The organism is Thermoleophilum album (genome assembly GCF_028867705.1).
GTDB lineage: Bacteria > Actinomycetota > Thermoleophilia > Solirubrobacterales > Thermoleophilaceae > Thermoleophilum.
The window spans coordinates 378,158-401,161 of the sequence record NZ_CP066171.1; the positions used below are offsets into that span (position 1 = coordinate 378,158).

24 protein-coding genes are annotated in these 23,004 nt (G+C 70.5%); 8 read left to right on the plus strand and 16 right to left on the minus strand.

Annotated features, from left to right (window positions below):
- Positions 1–420 carry a hypothetical protein gene (locus JDY09_RS01810; protein WP_274717279.1) on the minus strand — a complete coding sequence of 140 codons (420 nt, stop codon included), beginning with the start codon at positions 418–420 and terminating at the stop codon, positions 1–3.
- Between the two features lie 33 nt (positions 421–453).
- A complete protein-coding gene (locus JDY09_RS01815) occupies positions 454–1,011 on the minus strand; it encodes a hypothetical protein (RefSeq protein ID WP_274717280.1) in 558 nt (185 codons plus the stop codon).
- Between the two features lie 30 nt (positions 1,012–1,041).
- Here JDY09_RS01815 and JDY09_RS01820 point away from each other — a divergent pair, with 30 nt between their 5' ends.
- Entirely contained in the window at positions 1,042–1,872 is an 831-nt protein-coding gene (locus tag JDY09_RS01820) for a PfkB family carbohydrate kinase (protein ID WP_274717282.1), read from the plus strand.
- 37 nt (positions 1,873–1,909) lie between these two features.
- Here the strand turns inward: JDY09_RS01820 and JDY09_RS01825 are convergent, their stop codons facing one another.
- The 3 genes from JDY09_RS01825 to JDY09_RS01835 form a co-directional block, all read right to left on the minus strand.
- Positions 1,910–3,322, minus strand: a complete 1,413-nt coding sequence (locus tag JDY09_RS01825) for an NAD(P)(+) transhydrogenase (Re/Si-specific) subunit beta (protein WP_274717284.1) — start codon at positions 3,320–3,322, stop codon at positions 1,910–1,912.
- On the minus strand, positions 3,319–3,651 hold the full coding sequence (locus JDY09_RS01830) for an NAD(P) transhydrogenase subunit alpha (protein ID WP_428837455.1): 333 nt from the start codon (positions 3,649–3,651) through the stop codon (positions 3,319–3,321). Before JDY09_RS01830 ends, JDY09_RS01825 begins: the two co-directional genes overlap by 4 nt.
- A gap of 77 nt (positions 3,652–3,728) precedes the next feature.
- Entirely contained in the window at positions 3,729–4,862 is a 1,134-nt protein-coding gene (locus tag JDY09_RS01835; RefSeq protein ID WP_274717288.1) for a Re/Si-specific NAD(P)(+) transhydrogenase subunit alpha, read from the minus strand.
- 328 nt (positions 4,863–5,190) lie between these two features.
- On the opposite strand from JDY09_RS01835, the gene JDY09_RS01840 reads away from it, so the two are divergent.
- From JDY09_RS01840 to JDY09_RS01850, 3 genes are all read left to right on the plus strand, one after another.
- Positions 5,191–7,065: a 2-oxoacid:acceptor oxidoreductase subunit alpha gene (locus JDY09_RS01840; RefSeq protein ID WP_274717290.1), complete on the plus strand. Its 1,875-nt coding sequence runs from the start codon at positions 5,191–5,193 to the stop codon at positions 7,063–7,065.
- Between the two features lie 107 nt (positions 7,066–7,172).
- Positions 7,173–8,171, plus strand: coding sequence for a 2-oxoacid:ferredoxin oxidoreductase subunit beta (locus JDY09_RS01845; RefSeq protein ID WP_428837456.1), 999 nt, complete (start codon positions 7,173–7,175; stop codon positions 8,169–8,171).
- Between the two features lie 170 nt (positions 8,172–8,341).
- The gene (locus tag JDY09_RS01850; protein ID WP_274717294.1) at positions 8,342–9,190 is read left to right on the plus strand and encodes a DUF1698 domain-containing protein; all 849 of its coding nucleotides are present in this window, start codon (positions 8,342–8,344) and stop codon (positions 9,188–9,190) included.
- On the opposite strand, the gene JDY09_RS01855 is transcribed toward JDY09_RS01850, so the two are convergent.
- Genes JDY09_RS01855 through JDY09_RS01865 form a run of 3 tightly spaced genes read right to left on the minus strand, consistent with a single transcriptional unit; the run spans position 9,187 to position 11,643 of the window.
- On the minus strand, positions 9,187–10,182 hold the full coding sequence (locus tag JDY09_RS01855; RefSeq protein ID WP_274717296.1) for a DUF1152 domain-containing protein: 996 nt from the start codon (positions 10,180–10,182) through the stop codon (positions 9,187–9,189). The genes JDY09_RS01850 and JDY09_RS01855 overlap by 4 nt on opposite strands.
- Positions 10,179–11,249, minus strand: coding sequence for an S-methyl-5-thioribose-1-phosphate isomerase (mtnA, locus tag JDY09_RS01860; protein WP_274717298.1), 1,071 nt, complete (start codon positions 11,247–11,249; stop codon positions 10,179–10,181). Before mtnA ends, JDY09_RS01855 begins: the two co-directional genes overlap by 4 nt.
- Before the next feature lie 10 nt (positions 11,250–11,259).
- Positions 11,260–11,643, minus strand: coding sequence for a hypothetical protein (locus tag JDY09_RS01865; RefSeq protein WP_274717300.1), 384 nt, complete (start codon positions 11,641–11,643; stop codon positions 11,260–11,262).
- 30 nt (positions 11,644–11,673) lie between these two features.
- Here JDY09_RS01865 and JDY09_RS01870 point away from each other — a divergent pair, with 30 nt between their 5' ends.
- Positions 11,674–12,699, plus strand: a complete 1,026-nt coding sequence (locus JDY09_RS01870) for a zinc-dependent alcohol dehydrogenase family protein (RefSeq protein WP_428837448.1) — start codon at positions 11,674–11,676, stop codon at positions 12,697–12,699.
- Here the strand turns inward: JDY09_RS01870 and JDY09_RS01875 are convergent.
- On the minus strand, positions 12,646–13,518 hold the full coding sequence (locus JDY09_RS01875) for an esterase/lipase family protein (RefSeq protein ID WP_274717301.1): 873 nt from the start codon (positions 13,516–13,518) through the stop codon (positions 12,646–12,648). The two genes, JDY09_RS01870 and JDY09_RS01875, sit on opposite strands and share 54 nt — an antisense overlap.
- Before the next feature lie 83 nt (positions 13,519–13,601).
- Here JDY09_RS01875 and JDY09_RS01880 point away from each other — a divergent pair, with 83 nt between their 5' ends.
- Positions 13,602–14,546, plus strand: coding sequence for a zinc-binding dehydrogenase (locus JDY09_RS01880; protein WP_274717303.1), 945 nt, complete (start codon positions 13,602–13,604; stop codon positions 14,544–14,546).
- 313 nt (positions 14,547–14,859) lie between these two features.
- Positions 14,860–15,678 (plus strand): hypothetical protein, encoded by an 819-nt coding sequence (locus JDY09_RS01885; RefSeq protein ID WP_274717304.1) that lies wholly within the window; start codon positions 14,860–14,862, stop codon positions 15,676–15,678.
- A gap of 10 nt (positions 15,679–15,688) precedes the next feature.
- Here JDY09_RS01885 and JDY09_RS01890 read toward each other — a convergent pair whose 3' ends face one another.
- From JDY09_RS01890 to JDY09_RS01915, 6 genes are all read right to left on the minus strand, one after another.
- Positions 15,689–16,063, minus strand: coding sequence for a VOC family protein (locus JDY09_RS01890; protein WP_274717305.1), 375 nt, complete (start codon positions 16,061–16,063; stop codon positions 15,689–15,691).
- A gap of 139 nt (positions 16,064–16,202) precedes the next feature.
- Positions 16,203–17,366, minus strand: a complete 1,164-nt coding sequence (locus JDY09_RS01895) for an acetyl-CoA C-acyltransferase (RefSeq protein WP_274717306.1) — start codon at positions 17,364–17,366, stop codon at positions 16,203–16,205.
- Between the two features lie 90 nt (positions 17,367–17,456).
- Positions 17,457–18,515: an L-histidine N(alpha)-methyltransferase gene (gene egtD, locus JDY09_RS01900; protein ID WP_274717307.1), complete on the minus strand. Its 1,059-nt coding sequence runs from the start codon at positions 18,513–18,515 to the stop codon at positions 17,457–17,459.
- Positions 18,516–18,518: 3 nt separating this feature from the next.
- The gene (gene egtB, locus JDY09_RS01905; RefSeq protein WP_274717308.1) at positions 18,519–19,892 is read right to left on the minus strand and encodes an ergothioneine biosynthesis protein EgtB; all 1,374 of its coding nucleotides are present in this window, start codon (positions 19,890–19,892) and stop codon (positions 18,519–18,521) included.
- Positions 19,893–20,099, minus strand: a complete 207-nt coding sequence (locus JDY09_RS01910) for a dodecin family protein (RefSeq protein WP_274717309.1) — start codon at positions 20,097–20,099, stop codon at positions 19,893–19,895.
- 85 nt (positions 20,100–20,184) lie between these two features.
- Positions 20,185–21,162, minus strand: a complete 978-nt coding sequence (locus JDY09_RS01915; protein ID WP_274717310.1) for an LLM class F420-dependent oxidoreductase — start codon at positions 21,160–21,162, stop codon at positions 20,185–20,187.
- A gap of 109 nt (positions 21,163–21,271) precedes the next feature.
- Here JDY09_RS01915 and glpX point away from each other — a divergent pair, with 109 nt between their 5' ends.
- Entirely contained in the window at positions 21,272–22,300 is a 1,029-nt protein-coding gene (gene glpX / locus JDY09_RS01920; protein ID WP_274717311.1) for a class II fructose-bisphosphatase, read from the plus strand.
- On the opposite strand, the gene JDY09_RS01925 is transcribed toward glpX, so the two are convergent.
- A complete protein-coding gene (locus JDY09_RS01925) occupies positions 22,297–22,959 on the minus strand; it encodes a hypothetical protein (RefSeq protein WP_274717312.1) in 663 nt (220 codons plus the stop codon). The two genes, glpX and JDY09_RS01925, sit on opposite strands and share 4 nt — an antisense overlap.
- Positions 22,960–23,004: the final 45 nt, after the last annotated feature.

Consider the following 23,004-nt stretch of genomic DNA (forward strand, 5'->3'; position numbering starts at 1 on the left):
CTAACGGCGCGCGCGCCGCAAGAGCGAGAGCGCAGCGAACGTAGCCGCCGCCACCGCAGCGGCGATCGCTGCTACGCGCCGCTCCCGCGGCCGCTCGCTGCCCGCGGCTTCCGCCGACGGCGAGCTGTCGGAGGTTCCCGCCGTGTCCGGCGCGGGCACCGCGAACTGCTCGGCGGCAAGAACGTCGTGCGGCTCTTCGATCCCGCTCGGATCTATCGGCGGTCGCTCGGGCGGCGCCGGGATCGCGAACTGGTCGGCGGCGAGAACGTCGTGAGGTTCCTCGATTCCCGTCGGGTCGGTGGGCGGTCGGCGCGCATCGGGAGCGGGAACCGCGAACTGCTCGGCAGCGAGGATGTCGTGCGGCTCTTCGATCCCGCTCGGGTCGACGGGTGGCGCCGGCGCGCGACGTTCGCGTTCCACGCCGCCAATCGTGCCACACAACCGCGCGTGGAGCTACCACGGACACTGGTCGTCGGTGAGCTCGCCGCCGGACGCGCTGGTAGCGTGAACAGCCGTGCACGACGACCCGACTCGACTTCTGCGCACGCCGAGCGGCGGCGGTCGCCGACCGCGCCGCCGTCCTGATCCGGCCGTTGTTCGACGGCGGCGCCTCGCCCTGGCGGTCGCGGCCGGGTTGGTGCTCTTGATCGTCGTCGTCGCCGTCGCTTCCGGCGGAGGTGGCGGGAGCGCCGACGAGAGTGTTCCCCAGACGATCCCCTCGCCGCCGCCGCCAGCGAACTTGAGCGGTGGCTCGTCGAAGACGGGTACCGACACCACCGGCACGAGCACGACTTCGACGACCTCGAGTGGCTCCACCGGCGGCGGCTCCGCCGGCAGCGGTAGCAGCGGCACGGCGACACCCGGCCAGGCCGGGGGCGGCGCTTCCGCGCCCTCGGCGTCCGGAGGCAGCGCCTCGGGCGGCGGCAGTAGCGGCAGCGGTTCGTCCGGGGCCTCGGGCGGGTCGACGCCCGGCTCCGCCGGTGGCGGGGCAGGGGCTCCCGCTCCCGGCACGCCGTAAGCCGCTCTCGCAGCGCGGGCACCGTGCGCGCGACGAACTACGCGGTCGTCGGCCACGTCGAGTGGTGCGACTTCGTCCGCGTGGACAAGGTGCCGCTAAGTGGCGAGATCGTGCACGCCGACGCCCACTTCGCCGAGCCTGCTGGGGGCGGCGCCGTCGCTGCCGTCGAGCTCGCGCGTCTCGCCGGCGACGTGCTCTTTTTCACCGCCCTCGGCGACGACGAGCTCGGCGCTCGCGCCCGGCAGCGGCTCGGCGAGCTCGGTGTGACGGTGTTCGCGAGCGAGCAGCGTCTCCCGCAGCGGCGGGCGCTGGTCTTCCTGGAACAGGGTGGCGAGCGCACGATCACCGTGCTCGGATCGCGTCTCGGCCCGGCGGGAGCGGAACCGTTGCCGTGGCAGCGCCTGACGGGAGCGGCCGTCTACTTCACCGCCGGCGACCGCACGGCGCTCGAGCGCGCTCGCCAGGGGCGGCTGCTCGTCGCCACCGCGCGCGCCCTCGACGTTCTGCGCGGCAGCGGTGTCGCGGTCGATGTGCTGGTGCGAAGCGGGCGCGATCGCGGCGAGCGCTACGAGCCGGGATGGCTCGAGCCCCCGCCGCGCGTCGTCGTTACGACCCTCGGGCGCGACGGCGGTTATGCCGAGCTCGCTGGCGGCGAGCGCCTCGAGTGGCGCGCCGAGGCGGTCGCGGACGACGAGATCGCCGACACCTACGGCGCCGGCGACTGTTTTGCCGCCGGTCTCACCTGGGCGCTCGGCAGCGGACGCGACCTCCCCGAAGCTCTCGCTGTGGCCGCCCACTGCGGGGCCGCGTGCGTGCGCCGCCAGGGCCCTTACGGCAGCCAGATCGCCGGCTGACCTGCGTCCAGCCCGGCCTTAGGGCGCGTGCTGGCAGCTAGAGAGCCTGCAGCTCCGAGACGATCTGCGAAACCGCTTCCTTGGCGTCGCCGAAGAGCAGCGCGCAGTTCTCCTTGTAGAAGAGCGGGTTGTCGATGCCTGCGAAGCCCGGGTTGAGCGATCGCTTGACGATAATCACCTGCTGCGCCTTGTCGACGTCGAGGATCGGCATGCCGTAGATCGGCGAGTCGGGCTGCTCGCGCGCCGCCGGGTTCGTGACGTCGTTGGCGCCGAGGACGAGCACCACGTCCACCTGCGGGAACTCGGGGTTGATCTCGTCCATCTCCTTCAGCTTGTCGTAGGGCACGTCGGCTTCGGCTAGCAGCACGTTCATGTGCCCGGGCATACGCCCGGCGACGGGGTGGATGGCGAAGTCGACCTCGACCCCACGCTTGTCGAGCTCGTCCATCAGCTCGCGCACGGCGTGCTGTGCCTGTGCCACCGCCATGCCGTAACCCGGCGCGATCACAACGCGGCGCGCGTAGGCCAGCTGGATCGCCGCGTCGGCGGGGTCGGTCTGGCGGACCGTGCGGCCCTCGGACGCGGCCGCCGTGGCAGCGGCGCCGGCGGGCGCGCCGCCGAAACCACCGGCGACGATGTTGGCGATCGAGCGGTTCATCGCCTGCGCCATGAGGTTGGTGAGGATCGAACCGGAGGCGCCGACGATGATGCCGGCGACGATCAGCGCGACGTTGTCAAGCGCGATACCCGCCGACGCTGCCGATAGGCCGGTGAGGGCGTTCAGCATCGAGATCACGACCGGCATGTCGGCGCCGCCGATCGGCAGCACGACCATGTTCCCGAGCAGCGCGGCGAGCACCAGTACCGCGATGAAGAGCGCTTCCGAGTCGGAGCCCGCCGCGATCGCGACAGCGCACGCGACCGACCCGACGAGCAGCGCGATGTTCACGAACTGCTGCGCGGGCAGCATGATCGGGCGCCCGGGGATCAGCTCCTGGAGCTTGCCGAAGGCGATGTTCGAACCCCAGAACGACACCGAGCCGACGATCGCTGCGAAGAGCGTCGGGATCATCTGGTCGAGCGGCATGTCGCCGCCGTAGTGACGGAACTCGGCCCAGGCGATGAGCGCCACGGCGCCACCACCGACGCCGTTGAAGAGCGCCACCATCTGCGGCATCGCCGTCATCTTCACGGCGCGCGCCGCCGGCACCCCGATGACCGTGCCAAGTGCGATGCCGAGCGCGATCAGACCGTAGTCGCCGACCTCGCGGTCGAGGAGCGTCGCCGCCACGGCGATCGCCATGCCGACGGCGGCGATCGCGTTGCCACGACGAGCTGTACGCGGGTGGTTGAGGAACCGCAGACCGAGGATGAACAGCGGGAACGCCGCCAGGTAGCAGGCGCGGATGAAATCCGGGTCCTGGAGGCTGAAGGCGCTCGGAAGGCTCATACGCCCACCCCCGCGCGCTCGCGCTCGCCACTCTTCGCCGCCTCGCCCTTTGCCGGCTTGCGCTTGAACATCTCGAGCATCCGGTCGGTGACGAGGAAGCCGCCGACGATGTTGATCGTGCCGAAGGCGATCGCGATCACGAGGATCACGTTGTCGAGGAGCCCGTCGGCGCGGCCGATCACGAGCAGGCCGCCGAGCAGGACGATTCCGTGGATCGCGTTCGTCGCCGACATCAGCGGCGTGTGCAGCGTGTTCGGCACCTTCGAGATCACCTCGAACCCGACGAACGCGGCCAGCACCAGGATCGTCAGTTCGGTGAGCAGGTCCATCGACGAGCCCGCCGTCTCGGCGGCGATCGGAAGCAGCGTCGCGGCTGCGGTGGCGTCCATCTCAGCTCCTCCTTCCGTCAGGTTGCCGGCGCGCCGATCGCCTGGCGGACGCCCTCGTGAACGATTTCGCCGTCGCGCGTGATGCACGCCGAGCGAACGATCTCGTCCTCGAAGTCGAGCGCGAGCTTGCCCTCTTCCGTGACGAGCTCGAGCAGCGCCTGAATGTTGCGTGCGTAAAGCTGCGAGGCGTGATCGGGCATCGCCGACGGCAGGTTGACCGGCCCTATCACCTTCACGTCGTGCGCCTCGACGGTCTCGCCCGCCTTCGTCAGCTCGCAGTTGCCGCCGGTCTCGGCAGCGAGGTCGACGATCACCGACCCGGCCGGCATCCGCCGGACCGCGTCCTCGATGATCAAAAGCGGGGCGCGTCGGCCGGGAACGGCGGCGGTCGAGATCACCGCGTCCATCCCGGCGATCGCGTCGGCGAGCAGCTCGCGCTGGCGCTGTTGCTCCTCTTCGGTGAGCGGTCGCGCGTAGCCGCCCTGGGCTTCGGCGTCCTCGATCCCGAGGTCGATCTCGAGGAAGCGCGCTCCCAGCGACTCGATCTGCTCGCGGACGGCTGCGCGAACGTCGTAGCCGAAAACGATCGCGCCGAGGCGTCGGGCAGTGGCGATCGCCTGCAGGCCGGCGACACCGGCGCCGAGCACTAGCACCTTCGCCGGGCGGATCGTGCCGGCCGCAGTCGTGAGCATGGGGAAAAAGCGCGGTAGCTCGCGGGCTGCGATAAGTGCCGCCTGGTACCCCGCGACGGTGGCCTGCGACGAGAGCGCGTCCATCGCTTGCGCGCGCGTGATCCGCGGGATCGCTTCCATCGCCAGCGCCGTCACGCGCGCTTGTGCCAGAGCGCGCACGAGTTCGGGAGAGGTGAAGGGCTGGAGGAAGCCGATCAATACCGCGCCCTCGCGCAGCTGCCCGACCTCGTCGAGCGAGGGGGGCTGAACCTTGACTACGACGTCGCCGCTCAGGCCAGCTCCTGCTTCGACCTTGGCACCGGCCTCGCGGTACTGCTCGTCGCTGTGATGGGAGCCGAGGCCGGCGCCGGGCTCGATCGCCACTTCGAGGCCCGAGCGCACCAAGCGCTCGACCACCTCGGGCGTGAGCGCTACGCGGCGCTCGCCGGCGGCAGATTCTTTCGGTACCGAGATCCGCATGCGAGGCTCCGTAAGTTTCGGGCGGGCGCGATCCGCGCCCGGGACGCTGCCACTGTCGGCCGCGCCGTAGGGCGGCTGGGCGCGAAAAGGTAACGCAGCGGGCTGTGACGCGCCAGAGTGGCGGGCGCCGGCCCAACGCTGTCTCAGCCCCGAGCAAAAGTCGGCTATTCCCTGCCTATTTGGTACATTTTGCCGGCCGCTGCGCTCGCACCGGTAGACTCGTTCGCCACCGCGGGCGCGTACGGCGGCGCACAAGAAGGCTCCGCTAGGCCCCGCTACGGTGCACGGTGCACCTAGGCGTCGGGCGCAAGCGGCCCCCGGGTAGCGAATGGCAAAGACGCTCGAGAAGAAAGACCACGTCGTCGTCCGCTTCGCCGGCGACTCTGGCGATGGCATGCAGGTCGTCGGCAGCCGTTTCACCGACGAGACGGCGGCTGCCGGCAACGACCTCGCCACGCTCCCCGACTTCCCGGCCGAGATCCGCGCTCCGGCGGGTACGCCGCACGGCGTCTCGGCCTTTCAGATCCACTTCGCTTCGCGCGACATCCTCACGCCCGGCGACCGGCCGAACGTGCTCGTGGCGATGAACCCAGCGGCGCTCAAAGTGAACCTGCCGGCGCTCGAGCGCGGGGGCACGATCATCGTCAACGAGGACGGTTTCAACGACAACAACCTGCGCAAGGCTGGATACGCGAGCAACCCGCTCGAGGACGGCTCGCTCGACGGGTACACGGTTTTCCGCGTGCCGATGACGAGTCTCACTGTGCGGGCGACGCAGGGGATCGACGGGCTCACCTCGCGCGACGCTGCGCGTTCTAAGAACTTCTTTGCGCTCGGCCTTGTCTCGTGGCTGTACGGGCGGCCGACTGAGCCGACGATCGAGTGGATCGAGCGGCGCTTCGCCGAGCGGCCGGCGATCCGCGACGCCAACCTCGCCGCCTTCCACGCCGGTTGGAACTTCGGGGAAACGACCGAGGCGCTCGCCGTCCACTACGAGGTCGAGCCGGCCAAGCTACCACCGGGCACCTACCGCAACGTCAACGGCACGCAGGCTACGGCGCTCGGCCTGATCGCAGCGAGCGTGCGGTCGGGGCTGCCGCTGTTCTACGCCAGCTACCCGATCACGCCAGCGTCCGAGCTGTTGCACACGCTCTCGCGCCAGCGGCGCTTCGGCGTGCGCACCGTTCAGGCCGAAGACGAGATCGCTGCTGCCGGTATGGCATTGGGCGCGGCTTTTGCCGGCAACCTTGCGGTCACAGCGACGAGCGGCCCGGGCATGGACCTCAAGGCCGAGACGATCGGGCTCGCGGTGATGCTCGAGCTGCCGCTCGTGATCATCGACGTTCAGCGCGCCGGGCCCTCGACGGGCATGCCCACAAAGACCGAGCAGTCCGACCTGCTGATGGCCCTCTACGGTCGCCACGGCGAGTCGCCGCTCCCGGTGGTGGCAGCGGCAACGCCGGCGCACTGCTTCGACGCTGCGCTCGAGGCGGCGCGGATCGCGATCACCTATCGCACGCCGGTGATCCTGCTAACCGACACGTTCCTCGCCAACTCCTCGGAGCCCTGGCGCCTGCCCGAGATCGACGAGTTGCCGCACATCGATCCCGAATTCGCTCAGCCGCCCAGCGACGCCGACAGCGACGAGCGGCCGAAGTTCCTTCCCTACCAGCGCGACGAGCGTCTGCGCCGGCCGTGGGCGATCCCTGGTACGCCCGGCCTGCAGCACCGCATCGGCGGGCTCGAGAAGCAGCACGAGACCGGCGCGATCAGCTACGACCCGCAGAACCACGAGTTCATGACACGGTTGCGCGAGGAGCGGATCGCGCGGATCGCCAACGACATCCCCGAGCTCGCGGTCGACGATCCCGGCGGCGCCGACCTGCTGGTGCTCGGTTGGGGCTCGACCTACGGGGCGATCCACGGTGCGGTGCGCAAACTGCGGCGCGAGCGGGGGGTCAAGGTCGCTGCGGCGCATCTGACCCACCTCAACCCGCTGCCCGCGAACACCGGCGAGGTGTTGCGCCGCTATCGGCGCGTGCTCGTGCCCGAGCTGAACCGCGGCCAGCTGGCACGGTTGTTGCGCGCCGAGTATCTCGTCGACGTCGAGAGCTTCTCGAAGGTGACGGGCCTGCCGATGTTCACCGCTGACATCGTCGAGCAGATCGAGCTGCGCGTCGAGCGCGCACGGAGGGCGGCGTGAGCGACGGACACGGCAACGGGGTAAGCGGCACGCACGGCGACGGCGTGAGCGACGCGAACGGCAACGGCCACGCGCGCGAGCGCGCTCGCGAGGCTGTCGCACGGGCGCTGACGAAAAAGGACTTCACTTCCGACCAAGAGACGCGCTGGTGCCCGGGCTGCGGCGACTACGCGATCCTGGCGACGGTCCAGTCGCTTTTGCCGGAGCTCGGGGTGCCACCCGAGCGGTGCGTCTTTGTAAGCGGCATCGGCTGTTCGGGGCGCTTCGTCTACTACGTCGACACCTACGGCATCCACTCGATCCACGGGCGCGCGCCGGCGATCGCGACCGGCATCGCCGCGACCCGCCCCGACCTGTCGGTGTGGGTTATCACCGGCGACGGCGACGGGCTCTCGATCGGCGGTAACCATCTGATCCACGCCCTCCGCCGCAACGTGCCGATCAAGATCTTGCTGTTCAACAACCAGATCTACGGGCTCACCAAGGGCCAGTACTCGCCCACCTCCGAGCAAGGGAAGGTCACGAAGTCGACGCCGTTCGGGTCCGAGGATCTGCCCTTCAACCCGCTGGCCTTGGCGCTCGGTGCCGGCGCCACCTTCGTCGCCCGCTCGGTCGACACCGACAAGCAGCATCTGGCCGAGACGTTGCGGGCCGCTGCCGAGCACCCGGGTGCGGCCTTCGTCGAGATCTACCAGAACTGCAACGTGTTCAACGACGGCGCGTTCGATGCCGTGCGGGCGAAGGGTCAACGCGAGCGCAACCAGATCCGGCTCGAGCACGGCAAGCCGATCCGCTTCGGGGCGGACAGCGAGTTCGGCCTCGTGCGCGGCGACGACGGCTCGCTCGCGGTCGCGAAGATCAGCGACGTCGGCGAGGATGCGATCGTAGTTCACGACGCCAAAAACCCTGACCCGACGCTTGCTTTCCAGCTCGCCCAGTTCGCGCCCAGGCCGCTCGGGCCGACACCGGTCGGCGTGTTCCGGGCGGTCGATGCACCGGTGTGGGGTGCCGATCTTGCCGCCGAACTGCGCGCAGCGCACGAGCGTGTCGGCGAAGACGAGCTCGCTGCCCTGCTCCGCCAAGGCGAGACCTGGACGGTGGCGTAGCGCGGCGGGGCGGCCCGCGGGCGCAACGGCCCGCTGGCGACTGCGCGCGGGCGGACTGCCCCGGGCGACAGTCCGGGGGCGACGCTAGCGAGGGCGTCATTGCGCGTGCGCGCCACGCCGACCGCCCCAGCGGTTAGGCTGCACCTGCGAGCTGCCGATTACCGGGACTGGTGCCCGCGCGACGGATGGCCGAGACCGCCAGGGACGATCAGCAGCCGAAGGAGGGGTCGCCGCGCCTGCGCGCTGCCGAGTGGCCGGCAGTGGCGATCGAAACGACAGCTGCCGAGCGCGCGGTCGCCGACCTTTTGCCGATCGACACAGATCCCGCCAGCGCTCGCGCCGTGCTTGCGGAGGTGCCGTTCTGGTTTCACACGTTCGCGCTCAACCGTGCCCACGGGCTCTACACGCCGGGTGCGGCGCGCGACCACCGCTACCGCGTGAAGGCACTGCCCGCGGACTTTTCGGGGTTGCGCGTCCTCGACGTCGGTGCGTTCGACGGCTTCTACGCCTTCCTCGCCGAGCACCGCGGTGCCGAGCGGGTGGTGGCCGTCGACAACGAGCAGTACAAGGCGTGGGTGCGTTCGCGCTGGGGGGTCGAGCTCGAGGGGGGCGAAGGCTTCCGCGCGATACGCGACCTGCTTGGCTCGCGCGTGGAATACCGCCGTCTCGATGCTTTCGAGGTCGAGCAACTTGGCGAGCGCTTCGATCTCGTCTTCTGTTTCGGAATCCTCCATCGCGTCGAAAGCCCGCTCGGGCTTCTGCGCGTACTGCGCCGTTGCCTGGACGAAGGCGGCTGCGTCCTCCTCGAGACCTACGGAATCGAGGGAGGGGGCCGCGACGCCGAGATCCGAGTCTTGGCTCCCGGCGAGGTGTATGCGGGTGACGATTTCGTCTACTGGGAGTTCGGCAACGACGGCCTTGCCCGGCTCGCCCGCCTCGCCGGCTTCCGTTCGGTCGAGATCATCGACGCACCCGTGATCGACGGACACCCGCGGATCCTCGGCCGGGCGAGCGCCTAGCGCTCGGCGTCGCGGGCTGCGCGGCGCTCGTAGTCGAGCTCGGTGCGCAGGCCGCGGCGAGCGAGCACGTCGTTGGCGGCCTCCAGGTCGTCCGCTTCCGCGACCGCAGCTGCAAGCGGCAAACAGCCGACTTCGAAGGCGCGCTGGAGGTCGAAGAAGAAGCAGAGGGCGCCGAGCGGGGTGAGCTCGACCGTGCGCAGACCGCCCCGGATCGTAGCCGTACCGCGGGCGCCCTCGAAGCAGGCAAGTGCCTGGGCGCTCGCTTCCGTAGGCACGACGGCGCACAGGTCGGCGAGGCGCCGAGCTGCACGCGGTCCGAGTGCGCGCGCTCCGGCGAACGCGCCGGCCGCGTAGAGCAGCGCGATCCGTGTCAGCACCTCGCCGGGCGCGAGCTCGCCGTCGCAGCCAGCGCCGAAAACCGCCGCCAGCACTGGAACCGTCGCGATCGCGGCAAGGTGGGCACCGGCAGCCAGCATCACCGCGTCGCAGAGCGGGCTGGCGAGCCCCGGCTCCTCGCCGCTCGCGACCGCGTCGCCGCCCACGTCGACGAACAACACCGCGTCGCACCCCAGCTCGTGCAACGCAGCTGCCAGCGAGCGCGCGATCGCGCGCGGCGCGAGCGTGACGTCGACGAGCAGCGTCGGGCGGTCGAGAGCGCGCGCGACGAGCGCCTCGGCGAACGGCGGGCCGTCGCGTCCGACGCGGGTGGAGCCGTCGGCAAGCAGCACACCCCTTGCCAACCTGCGGGCCGCACCGTCGACCTCGTCCTCCGAGCGCGGACCGGGCCTGGGATCCACGACCCGCCGCTCCCACGTCGTTCCGCCGACGATCGCTTCGGCGCCGCCCTGCTCGAGCAGCTTTGCCACCGCCGCTGCGCCGACCACGTCGCCGCCCCCGCCGATTCCGAGAACGAGCGGGCGGCGCGAGCGCGCGAACACCTCTTCGGCGTCGAGACCCTCCAGCGGGCCGGGGTCGGCGGGCGCGGAGCTCACCGCCTCGCTCCCGCGCGCGACAGCTGCTCGCCAGCGGTGCTGTCGACGAGAGCGGCGAGTGAGCGGTCGTAGGGAGGTCGCGCGATCCCCCGCTCGCAGACGATCGCGGCCACGAGCGCAGCGGGAGTCACGTCGAAAGCTGGGTTCCAGGCGCGGGTGCCAGGGGGAGCGGTGGCTACAGCCCCGAAACCAAGCACCTCCTCCTCCGGCCGCTGCTCGATCGGGATCTCGGTACCGCTCGCCGTCGCCGTGTCGATGGTCGACGTCGGTGCCGCGACGTAGAAGGGCACGTCGTGGCGCTCGGCGAGAACGGCGAGAGGGTAGGTGCCGATCTTGTTGGCGACATCACCGTTGCGAGCGATCCGGTCGGCACCGACCAGCACGCAGTCGACGAGCCCACTGGCGAACGCAGCGCCCGCAGCCGAGTCGCAGAGCAGGCGGTGGGGCACACCCGCGCGTTCGAGCTCCCAGCAGGTGAGACGCGCGCCTTGCAGCAAGGGGCGCGTCTCGAGCGCGAGCACCTCGCGCACGCGGCCCTGTCGGTGTGCTTCGAGCGCGATCGCGAGCGCTGTCCCCTCGCCGCCGGTGGCGAGCGCACCGGTGTTGCAGATCGTCAGCACGCGCGCGCCGTCGGGGACGAGCGACGCGCCGTGGGTGGCGATCGCGCGATCGGCGCGGCGCTGCTCCTGATCGATCGCGTCCGCCTCGGCTGCCAGCGCCCGGGCCGGATCGCGCCCTTCCGCGAGCGCGCGCTCGAGCGCAGCGGTCATGCGCTCGCAAGCCCAGCGCAAGTTGACAGCGGTCGGTCTAGCGGCGGCTAGCAGCTGGGCGGCGTGGCGCGCGGACTTCGGTCCCTCCCGGGCGGCGAGCGCGATCGCGTGTGCGGCGGCGATGCCGATCGCCGGCGCGCCGCGGATCGCGAGCTCTTTGATCGCGGTGACGGTGTCGGCTGGCGTGCGCAGCACAAGCCACCGCTCCGCTTCCGGCAGCGCACGCTGGTCAAGCACCTCGAGCGCGTCGTAGCGGCGGCGGATGAAGCTGCGGCTACTTTCAGTTGCCGCTTGCACCTCGCTGCTATCAGCCGCCGGTTGCACCTTCTGTTCCTCGCTCGTCGCGCGGTGCCGCCTCGGCGCTCAGGCGGTCGAGCTCAGCTTTGAGTTCGCTGCGAAGCGCCTCGATCTCGCGTTCGCCGATGGTGTCGTCGGCGGCCTGAGCGGTGCTCGCAGCCGCTGTCGGCTCGGGTTCTCGATCCTCACCCGGCGCCTGTGGCGGTCGCGCCGCGGCGGGCGCAGCCGCAGCGTCGGTGCCGCTTCCAGCGGGCAGCTCGCCGCGTCGTGCGCGGCGCAGGCGCCACGCTGCCAAGCCGCCGACAAACAGCGCGGCGAACGCCGCCGGCCCGAGACCGATCCGCTTCCCACTCCCTCGGGCAGGACGTCTGCGTGTGCTCGCCAGGATCTGCACAGAGCGAATGGTGCCCTACGCTTGCCCGCAGTGCGTGCCATGGTGCTCGAGCGCCAACCCGGCGAGCTCGTGGAGCGCGAGCTGCCCGACCCCGAGCCCGGTCCCGGCGAAGCGCTGGTGCGGGTGCACGCCTGCGGCGTCTGCCGCACGGATCTGCACATCGTCGACGGCGAGCTTCCGGCACCGCGCCTGCCGCTCGTTCCCGGGCACCAGGTCGTCGGCACGGTCGTGTCCGTCAGCCCACCCGGGGGCGGTACCGCGACCGAGGTCGGCGTCGCTGCCGGTCAGCTCGTCGGTGTCCCGTGGCTCGCTTGGACCTGCGGCCGCTGTCGCTACTGCCGCAACGGCCGCGAAAACCTCTGCGATCGCGCCGAGTTCACCGGTCTCCACCGCGACGGCGGTTACGCCGAACTGTGCGTCGCCGACGTGCGCTTCTGCTTGCCGCTACCGGGAACCGCACGCCCCGAGCTCGCGCCGCTGCTCTGTGCCGGGTTGATCGGTTTCCGCTCGCTGCGCAGCGCGGAGCGTGACCTCCTCGGCGACGAACCCGCGCGCATCGGCATCTACGGCTTTGGTGCCGCCGCGCACCTCGTCGCCCAGATCGCCGCAGCGCGCGGCCATCGTGTTTACGCGCTGACACGGCCCGGCGACAGCGACGCACAGCGGCTCGCTCTCGAGCTTGGCTGCGAGTGGGCTGGGCCTACCGCACCCGGCCCGCCGGTCGAGCTCGATGCCGCGATTGTCTTCGCTCCAGCGGGCGAGCTTGTGCCGCTGGCGCTGCGCGCGGTGCGCAAGGGCGGCCGCGTCGTCTGCGGCGGCATCCACATGTCGGACATACCTTCGTTCCCTTACCGCGACCTGTGGGGCGAGCGCACGCTGGTGTCGGTCGCGAACCTCACGCGCGACGACGGACACGCCCTGTTCGCCGAGGTTGCGCGCCACCCCGTGCACGTCGCCGTCGAGCGGTTCGCACTCGCCGAGGCCAACGAGGCGCTCGCGCGACTACGTGCCGGCCGCGTTCGCGGCGCCGCCGTGCTCGTGGTCGAAAGCGACTGACGCGCCGGCAGCGCGGCTGCGTCCTGCGACCGAGCGCACAGTTGCGCGGCGCGACCTGCCGCTGCGGTCGATCCGCTCGAGCTTGCGCCGCTCGCGAGCGAAGCGCGCCAACCGGTCGCCGAGCACGCGAAAGCTGGCGACGCTCGCTGCCATACCGAGGTGCGTGCTGTCGATCGCGATCGGTTCGGCGCTCGGGTCGAGACAGGCGCGCCAGTCGACTATGCCGTCGCGGCGGGAGTAGACCGACACGAAGGGAACGCCGCGGTCGAGCGGGTCGCGGTAGTGCTGCCAGAACTCGCGGCAGCACGAGCCGACGAGACACGAGACACCGAAAACCCCTGGGACCCCGACCGTCCCGAGCGCGCCGGTCGCCAAGATCGCGGCCGCCACGACCGGGTCGATCTGGAAGGGATCGAGAAACGGTGTGCCGAGAGCGACGACGCCACTTACAAGGTGCGGATTGCGCTGCGCGAGCACCTTGGCTAGCGTGCCGCCGCGACTGTGGCCGACGATCGCGACCCGGCTGCGGTGCTCGCGAGCGATCGTCTCGAGGCGCCGTTCGAGGCGCCGCACGAGCGCGCTGGAACAGGCGACGTTGCTCGCGATGCCCGACCGCTCGGGCGCGTAGCCGATCCGCTCGAGCCACTTAGCGAGCAAGCGCAGCGAACTGTCGCCGACGAGAAAGCCGGGGATCAGCAGCACCGGCATGCCGTCGCCGCGCGGAACCCCTACGCCCCGCCACAAGGGGTGCGCCACGAGCGCGAGGGCTTCGGCGGCTGCTGTCGCCTCGCGGTGGATGGTCGGCACCCTCAGCTTCATCGCTGCTCGCCCCCTCGCCTTTGTCATCGGCGCCGGCCGGCGGGCCGTTAGCGCGCCGACGTCGCGGGATACGCTTCGCACCCATGCGCTGCGTCGTGATCGCCGACGGCAAGCTGGCTGTGGAGGAGCGGCCCGATCCCGAGCCGGGGTTCGGGCAGCTGCTCGTCCGCGTACGCGCGGCTGGTCTGAACGGCGCCGACCTTCTGCAGCTGCGCGGTCGCTACCCGGCGCCCCCTGGCGAGCCAGCCGACATTCCGGGGCTCGAGATCGCGGGCGAAGTGGCGGCGACCGGGCCAGGCTGTCTGCGCTTCCGTCCCGGCGATCGCGTGATGGCGATCGTTGGCGGCGGCGGGCAGGCCGAGCTCTGCGTCGTCCACGAACGTGCTTGCATGCCGGTTCCGTCCGTACTCGACTGGCCCGAGGCCGGCGGCTTCCCCGAGGTCTTCACGACAGCACACGACGCGCTGATCACCCAGGCCGGCCTTGCGCCCGGCGAGCACCTGTTGGTCCACGGCGCCGCTGGCGGGGTCGGCACCGCTGCCGTGCAGCTCGGCGCTGCGGTGGGGGCGCGGGTCACCGCGACCGTGCGCGACGAGCGGCTGCGCTCCGGGGTGGCGGAGCTCGGTGCGCACACCGTCGTAGCTCCCGACGAGTTCGTAGGCAAGGGGCCGTTCGACGTCGTTCTCGAGCTCGTGGGAGCTCCGAACATGGACGCCAACGTGAAGGCGCTTGCGACCGGCGGGCGGATCGTCGTGATCGGTGTCGGGGCCGGTGCCAAGTTCGAGCTCAACCTCCTGGCGCTGATGGCGGCGCGTGGCGCGATTCGCGGTTCCACGCTGCGCGCACGCCCGCTCGAGGAGAAGGCGCTCGCGATGCGGGGCGTGGAACGCCACGTCCTGCCCCTCGTCGAGGCACGGCGCGTGCGGGTGCCGGTGGCCGCGACTTTCCCGCTCGAGCGTGTTGATGAGGCATATGAGCGTTTCGCCGCCGGCGGCAAGCTCGGCAAGATCGTCCTCACCTGCGACTGACCGCGCTCCCGCCGGTGTGCGCGCGCGCCGCAGTCGGATGCCACTTTGCACGCAGCGATCGCCGGCCAGCGGTCTGCTTCTCCGCACCCAGGGACAGCGGGGCAGCAGACGGTCGACCGCGCAGCGCCGGCGCCCGCTGGCGCAGAGCCGACGACCGCTCCTCGCGGTCGTGTCTTTCGCGCTCGCGCTAGCCGTCGCTGGCACGCTGGTGGCGGCGGCCATCGCGACGTCTGCTTTCGCTCGGACGGAACCTGAGCGAGCGGCGAAGGGCGCGAGCCGCACAGAGCGGACGCTCGCCCGGAGCGCTGCGCAAGTGACCTCGCTGCCGAAGGTCGGTTTGTTCGCCGGGGGCGTTCTCGGCGAGCGTTTCCACCTCCTATCGCTGGAAGTGCGTCCGCGCCGGCGCGCTGTGATCTTCGCCGCCCTTACCAACAGCTGCGACTTCGCGTCGGGCGACGGCGTCGTCGACGTGGTGCGCAGCAGCGGGCTTCGCGTCACAAGCCGCGGGACCGTCGTCTACAAGCGCGCACGACAGGCGATCGCCGACGCGGACAGCTTCGGCGTGAGCGGTCGTCGCATCGTCACCACCGTCATCAGCGCCAAGTTCGTCGCCCCCGGTCGGGTGCGCGCCACCGCCCGGGTGCGCTCGCGTTTCGTCGACCGGCGCGGCCGGACTGTGGGCAACTGCGACACCGGGACCGTCGCGTGGCGCGGGCTGCGCGTGCCGGGGCGGATCGTGCCGGGGGCGGAGCTTCCGTCCGGCAGCAGCCAGACCTACTACGGGGCTAGCGCGCAGCGCTTGCCGCTCGTCGCGCAGCGTGCCGCCGACGGCACTCTCGAGCTGGCATTGGCCTGGCGGCTGCGCTGCATCCCCGGAGCGAAGACGCGACAGACGCGGGTCCAGGGCCTCGCTGCGACGAACGGGGTCTTCAGAGCGACGAAGCGCATCACCGAGCCCGCAGCGAGCGTGCGCGACGAGCCGGTCGTGACCTTCCGCCACTCGGTCGCGGCCGAGGTCGGCGAGCGCGGCTTGACCGGACAGTGGCGGATCGACGCCACCGTCCGGCGCCCCGACGGCACGCGCGCCAAGTGCAGCACGGGCGTCAACCGCCTGCGCGCCGCCGCCTGGTGAGCTGCGCGACCTAGCTGCTCTGTTCGATCAGCTCGATCCGGTAGCCGTCCGGATCGCGCACGAAACAGATCCGCGAACCGCCCTCGCGTACTCGGTAGGGCGGTTTCTCGGGCTCGATGCCGGCCTCTTTGAGCCGTGCCAGCAGCGCGTCTAGATCGTCGACAGCGAGCGCGATGTGGTTGTAGCCAGTGCCGAGGTCGTAGCTCGTTACCCCGAAGTTGTACGTCAGCTCGAGCCGCGGCTCGTCGCCCGGCAGGCCGAGGAAGACGTTGATTGCTTCGTCGCGGATCGGCATCCGTCCGCGCTCCTCGAAACCGAGCTGCTTGTAGAACGCAACCGACTTTTCGAGATCGCCGACGCGATAGCAGGTGTGCAGGTAGCGCATAGCAAGCGAACCTAGCGGCTTGTCAGCGCCACGCGTCACCGCCGAAACGCCGTCGGCCCGCCCAGCGTACGCTGGGCGGGCCGACGAGACGCTTTTGTCGCGCGGGGCTCGCCGCGCGACGACGAGCTTCGCAGGCGACCTAGTTCAGTCGCTCGACGATCATCGCCTCGCCCTGGCCGCCGGCGACGCACATCGTCTCAAGCCCGATCTGCTTGTCGTCGGTCTCGAGGCCGTTGAGGAGCGTGCACATGATGCGCGCACCGGTCATCCCGAACGGGTGCCCGAGGGCGATCGCCCCGCCGTGCGGGTTTAGCTTCTCGAGCGGGATGTTGCACTCGTTCATGATCGGGATCACCTGGGCGGCGAACGCCTCGTTGAGCTCGACGATGTCGATGTCGTCCATCGTCATGCCGGCGCGCTTCAGCACCTTGCGGATCGCGCCGATCGGGGCGACGCCCATGTACTCGGGCTCGTTGCCCCACGTCGCGGCGGTAACGATCCGGGCACGCGGCTTGACGCCAAGCTCCTTGGCCTTGGTGTCGGACATCAGCAACACAGCTGCCGCGCCGTCGTTGAGCGGACAGGAGTTGCCCGCCGTGACCTTGCCGCCGGGCTTGAACGCCGGCTCGAGCTGGGCGAGCTTCTCGAGCGACGACTCGCGGCGCGGACCGTCGTCCTTCGCTACCACGGTGCCGTCGGGCAGCGTCACCGGCACGATCTCGCGGTCGAAGAAGCCGGAGTCCTGGCTGGCGACGGCGAGCTCCTGCGAGCGCTGGGCGTACTTGTCCATCTCGGCCCGCGAGACCTCGTAACGCTCGGCGACGTTCTCGGCCGTGAGACCCATCGCGATGTAGGCGTTGGGCTGGCCGTCGTTGCCCTGGAGCTTCGGGTTTTGGTCTTGCGGGCGTGCGCCCTCGACAGCCTCGTTGTAGCGCGACACCCACTCGACACCGGCCGCGATGTACACGTCTCCCTCGCCGGCGCGAATCGCGTTCGCCGCCTGGCGGATCGCTTCGAGGCTCGACGCGCAGTAGCGCGAGATCGTGCTGCCGGTTACCTCCTTCGGAAGCTTCTCGGACAGCAGCACCATGATCCGCGCGATGTTGAACGCCTGCAGGCCCTGCGGAAGGCCGCAACCGCAGTAGACGTCTTCGACGATGGCAGGGTCGACCTCGGGGTTGCGCTCGAGAAGCTTGTCGATGATGAACGCGCCCATCTCGTCGGGGCGCAGCTGCGCCAAAGAGCCCTTGAAAGCACGCCCGATCGGGGTGCGAACGGCATCGACGATTACTGCTTCAGGCATCTGAAACTCCTTGCTTGGTAGCGGAACGACGTTCGCTGAGAACGGAAGGCCGGACCCGGAATGCTACGCGCCACGCTTGTTCCGAGCCGCTCAGGCAGCGCGCCCGCTCGCAGCCCTGCTTCCCGCCGGCCTGGCGAGAACCACCGTGAAGAGCTCCGCGCTGTCGCGCCAACTCGCTTCCAGTGCAAGCCCTGCTGCAGCGAGTTCGGCGGCGAATTGCGGCTCGCTGAACTTCGCCGACGTTTCGGTGCGGATCTCTTCGCCGGGATCGAGGTGTAGCGCTCTTCCGTCTGCGCGTCCGAGCCTGGCCTGCACCGGGCGCAGCGCCCGCAAGCGCATCTCGACCCACTGCTTCTCACAGTCGTAGAAGGCACGGTGCGCGAAGGCGTCGGGATCGAAGTCGGCGTCGAGCAGGCGATTCAGGTGGCGCAGAACGTTGCGGTTGAACTCGGCGGTGACACCGGCCGCGTCGTTGTAGGCGCGCTCGATCACCGAAACGTCTTTGACGAGATCGATCCCGACCAGCAAGCGGTCGCAGCCGCGCATCGTCTCGCGCAAATGCGCAAGCAGACGAATGCGCGCAGCTCGCTTGAGGTTGCCGATCGTTCCGCCGAGGAACGCGACGAGTCGCGGCGAGCCCGGGAAGGGATCGGGCAGGGCGTCGAGATGCTGTTCCCAGTCGGCGGCGAGTGCGTGCACACGCAGGCCGGGAAACTCCGCGCATAGCGCGCGCCCGGTGCGGTCGAGCGTCTCGGTGGCGACGTCGAGCGGAACGTAGCGACGGAGCGATCCCCTCGCGTTCATCGCAGCGAGCAGGGCGCGCGTCTTCGCGGCGCTTCCGGCACCCAGTTCGACGAGCTCGGCGGGGTCGGCGAGCGCGACGATCTCGGCGGCCCGGCGCTCGAGGACCTCGCGCTCGGCACGGGCCGGGTAGTACTCGGCGAGCTCGGTTATCCGCTCGTACAGCTGGGACCCGCGCTCGTCGTAGAGCAGTTTCGCTGGCAGCTCCCGCAGCGGAGCGCGGAGCAGCCCCTCGACCGCCTCGCGCACGAGCTGCGCGCGTGCCTGCCCTTCGTCGACGAGGCTGACAACCTCGAGACACCCCTCGGCTTCAGCTCTGCCGGCAGCGGAAACTCCTGCGTTAGGCACCGCTTAGTCCTCCGGCAGGTCGATGGCGCAGCGCACGCCCGCGAAGATCTGGCGGCGCTGGGGCAGATCCCAGTTGCGGAACGTGGCCGTGGCGATCTCGGCTTGCGTAGCCCAAGACCCGCCACGCAGCACGCGGTAGCCGCGCCGAAAGTGCGTCTCGGAGTACTCGCGGTACGGGTAGGCGCGGAAGCCCGGGTAGCCGTCGAACTCGCTGGCGGTCCACTCCCACACGTCGCCGATCAGCGCTTGCGCTCCGCAGGGGCTTGCGGCGCGTGTCGCGTCGACCGCGAGCGGGCGGAACGAGCGCAGGTCGCACACCGCGTGCCTGCGCGCCCACGACGCGTTGGTGAGGGTGCGCTCAGCCGCGGCACCGTTCGTGCTGCTGCCGGGCACGTGCGTAGCGGCGACTTCCCACTCGTACTCAGTCGGCAGCCGCTTGCCCGCCCAGCGCGCGAACGCTTCCGCCTCGTAGAACGAGATGTGGGCGACGGGCGCGTCCGGGGCGCGCTCGACCTCACGACCGAACCAGATCTCGCCACCGTCGGCTGTCCAGTAGAGCGGTCGCTCCCAGCCCTCGCGACGGCGCACCGCCCACCCTTCGCGCGACCACAGCGCAGGGTTGTGGTACCCGCCGTCGGCGACGAACTCGGCGAACTCCCGGTTGGTCACCGGTCGGCGATCGATCGCGAAAGCCCCTAGCTCGACGATGTGGGCGGGGCGCTCGTTGTCGTATGCGAAACCGTCCCGCTCGGCACCGATCCGGTAGCGACCGCCCGCGATCGCGATCGTCTCGCCGCGCGCAGCCTGCGGGGCGTCGGCCGCTGCGGGCGGCACCGGCCCGTCGTCGGGCGGGGGCTCGAAAACGCCCGCGGGCGCGATCTTAAGCGCTTGCAGCACGGTTTCCAGATGCTGTTGCTCGTGGCGAGCGACAAGCTCCGCGAAGAAACTCGCCTCTTCGTGCTCGCAGCGGGAAAGCACCGCCTGCGTGCGCTCGCGTACGGCCGCTAGGTACGCGAGCGCGTCGCGTGCGCGCAGATGGGGAGCCTTCGCTCGCGCCGCCCGCGGCGTGGCGATCGCGTCGTAGGTCGGGCGCAGCTCGGGGTAAAGCGGTGACATGCCGCCCAAACGCTCAGCTATCCAGAGATCCTCGAACGCCGCGATGTGCCCGAGGTCCCAGGCGATCGGCGAGAGGATCGGCGTGAACACCCGGTCGAGCGCGCGTTCGTCTACGCGCTCGACGAGTGCCAGCGTCCGCTCGCGCACACTCGTTAGGCGCTCCAGCTGCCGCGCCGAAGATGGCAGTTCGACCGCCGCGGCACCGGCCACCGTGGCCGGTGCCGGCGGCGTGTCGGTGTGCACGTTTGCCGTCCGCTGCACCTACTGTTCGACCCGCTCCACCAGGAAAGAAATTCGCACCAGTGCACGCCACTCGTCGAGGTTCTCGCCGCGCAGACCTGTCGAGACCACGTCGACGGCCTTGATGTTGCGGAGCGTTTTGCGCGCCTCCTCGAGCGCTGCCTTGACAGCGGCGTCCGAGCTCTCCTTCGACGCTCCGACCACCTCGATGATCTTCGTTACCGCCATCGTTCCCTCCTCTCTCGCTTACGCGCGACGCTAGCGACGCAGATCACCGCGCGACAAGGGGCAAGGGAGCGGTACCGCTGCGTGCTCAGTCGCCGGGCGGCGCGAGTTGCTCGACGAGCTCGCACCAACTGTCGACATCGAGGTCGCGGTCGGGCACGATGAGCAGCACCGGGGTGTCGATCCCGCGGCTCTGGAACGCCCGGACGCGCTCGCGCTGCTCCGCCGGCGTACCGAAGATGAAGATCTCCTCGATCAGACGTTCCGGCGCGAGCTCGACGGCCTTGCGCCGGTCGCCCGCGCGCCACGCCGCAACCATCGCGTCGATCTCGTCGCCGTAGCCGAGCCAGCGGAAGTACTGCTCGTAGACCGGTACGGTGGCGTAGCTCGTGAACATCCAGCGAGCTAGCGGCAGCGCCCGCTCGCGGTCGCCCTGCAGGCAAAAGAGGCGGCAGAAGATCTCGACCGTGGAGGGGTCGCGTCCCGCTTCCTCGGCGCCGGCGGCCACCTCGCCCAGCACCTTGTCGACCGCCTCGAGCGGCAGGAAGTTCACCCAGGCGCCGTCGCCGAGCGCGCCGGCGAGCCGCAGCATCTTTCCGCGCAGCGCGGCGATCGCGATCGGCGGCGGCGGTTCGGGCGCCTGGTCGAGCTTGAAACCGCCGCCTCCTGCGCGCTCGCCGGCCAACGCGGCGCGCAGAAACTCAACGGTTTCGCGCACGCGGGTGAGCGGCCGGCGGAACGGGATCCCGTTCCAACGCTCGACGATGACGTTGGACGAGGAACCGATGCCGAGCCAGAAGCGCCCCTCCGACAGCTCCTGAAGGGCCGCGGCGTGCTGCGCGAGCACCGCCGGTCCGCGCGTGAAAACACTGACGACGCCGGTACCGACGCGCATGCGCTCGGTCGCCATCGCGGCCACGGCCACCTGCGTAAAACCATCGTGACCGGAGACCTCTCCGGGCCAGCCGTCGGTGAAACCGGCGGCCTCGGCGGCTCTGTAGACCTCGGCTCGCCGCCGCAGCGGCAGCCCCGCAAGTTCGAGCGAGATTCCCCAACGCGCTGCCATGCGCTCACCCTAAAGGGCCAAACCAAGGGGAGCCGTGGGCTGGTCGCGCGGCGTTCGAACGGCGCGGTACGCTGCGATTCGGTTATCGGCAGCCATGGGAGGTGATCCGGTGCAGCAAGAGGCTTCGACCGTCACGACCGGCGGGCAGTCGGGCCGCCGAGCGCCCGACCGCAACCTCGCGCTCGATCTCGTGCGAACCACCGAGTACGCCGCGCTGGCCGCCGCTCGCTGGATCGGTCGGGGCGACAAGAACGCTGCCGACCAGGCCGCGGTCGACGCGATGCGGATGATGCTCGACACCGTCGCGATGGACGGCATCGTCGTGATCGGCGAGGGCGAAAAGGACAAGGCGCCGATGCTCTACAACGGCGAGCGTGTTGGCGACGGTTCCGGCGCTTCGGTCGACGTCGCTGTCGATCCCCTCGAAGGCACCGAACTCTGCGCCAAGGGCCTTCCCAACGCGATCGCGACGATCGCCGTCTCTGGACGCGGCACGATGTTCGACCCCGGCCCGTGCGTGTACATGGAGAAGATGGCTGCCGGGCGCGACTTCGCCGACCTGCTCGACCTCGACCGGCCGCTCGGCGAGACGCTCAAACTGATGGCCAAGCGGCGCGGGGTGCCGGTTTCCGATCTCGTGGTGATCATGCTCGACCGGCCGCGCCACGAGCAGGCGATGAAAGAGATCCGTAGCGTCGGTGCGCGCATCCGGTTGATCCCCCACGGCGACGTGTCAGCGGCACTGGCGGCGGTCAGTCCCGAGGCTGGCGTCGATCTCTTGTGGGGGATCGGCGGAACGCCCGAAGGGGTGCTCGCTGCTGCCGCCATCAAGTGCCTGGGTGGCCGCATCCTTGGGCGACTTTGGCCGCGCAACGACGAGGAGCGCCGGGCTGCCCTCGAAGCCGGCTACGACCTCGACGAGGTGCTCGACACCGACCGCCTCGTAGCCGGCGACAACGTCTTCTTCGCCGCTACCGGCGTGACCGATGGCGAGCTGTTGGAGGGCGCCCACTTCAGCGCTGAGGGCGCGACCACGGAGTCGATCAGCATGCGCTCGCGCTCGGGAACCGTGCGGCGCATCAGCGCCCGTCACGATCGCGCGAAGCTGCGCGAACTGCTCGGCGAGGAGCTCGGTTAGGGCACGCTCGCCGCGGCGGTACTGGCGAAGCGCCCGACGACCGACCTCGGCAGCTCGCCCCGCGCGAGCGAGCGGAAGAAGGCGTGCGTGACCCAGCGGTGGATGCGCAACTGGGTCGCGGCGTACAGTGCGACACCGATCCGTCGCAGCCAGCGGCCGCGGCGTCCCGCAAGGGCCAGTCGCGGCACGAACGACGCGACGCGCGAGACGATCAAGAGTCGCGCGCTGTCGGCCGCGCCGTCCCGGGGGAGACGTTGCACCGAGAGGCGCAACCAACCGCGGTCGCGTCCGCTGCGCGACACCAGGAGCCCGTCGCGGATCCGCCAGGTGACCGCGCCGAAGTCGTGGCCGAACTCGTACTCGGGGGCGTGGAAGCGCAGGAGCGGCAAGAGACCGAGTAGCGTCACGGAGCGTCCGTCGGGGTAGTAGCGAACGCGTAGCAGGCGCAGCGATATCCGCTCCAGGAAAGCCCAGTAGGAGCGCGCCAGCCGTTCCAGTGCTTCGGCGTTCCAAAGCCGCTCGAGCGCGGATTCGGGCAGCTCGATCTCGGCACGCTGCTCGGTGCTGACGGGCTCGCCCGCGCTCGGCGGCCGCTCCCGCTCGCGGCGCAGGGTGACCCGCACCGGGGGGCGCTCGCGATTGGCGATTTCCCCCGCCATGTGGACAATGATCGCAAGAGCTTCGCCCGCCGACGTACTCGAGGG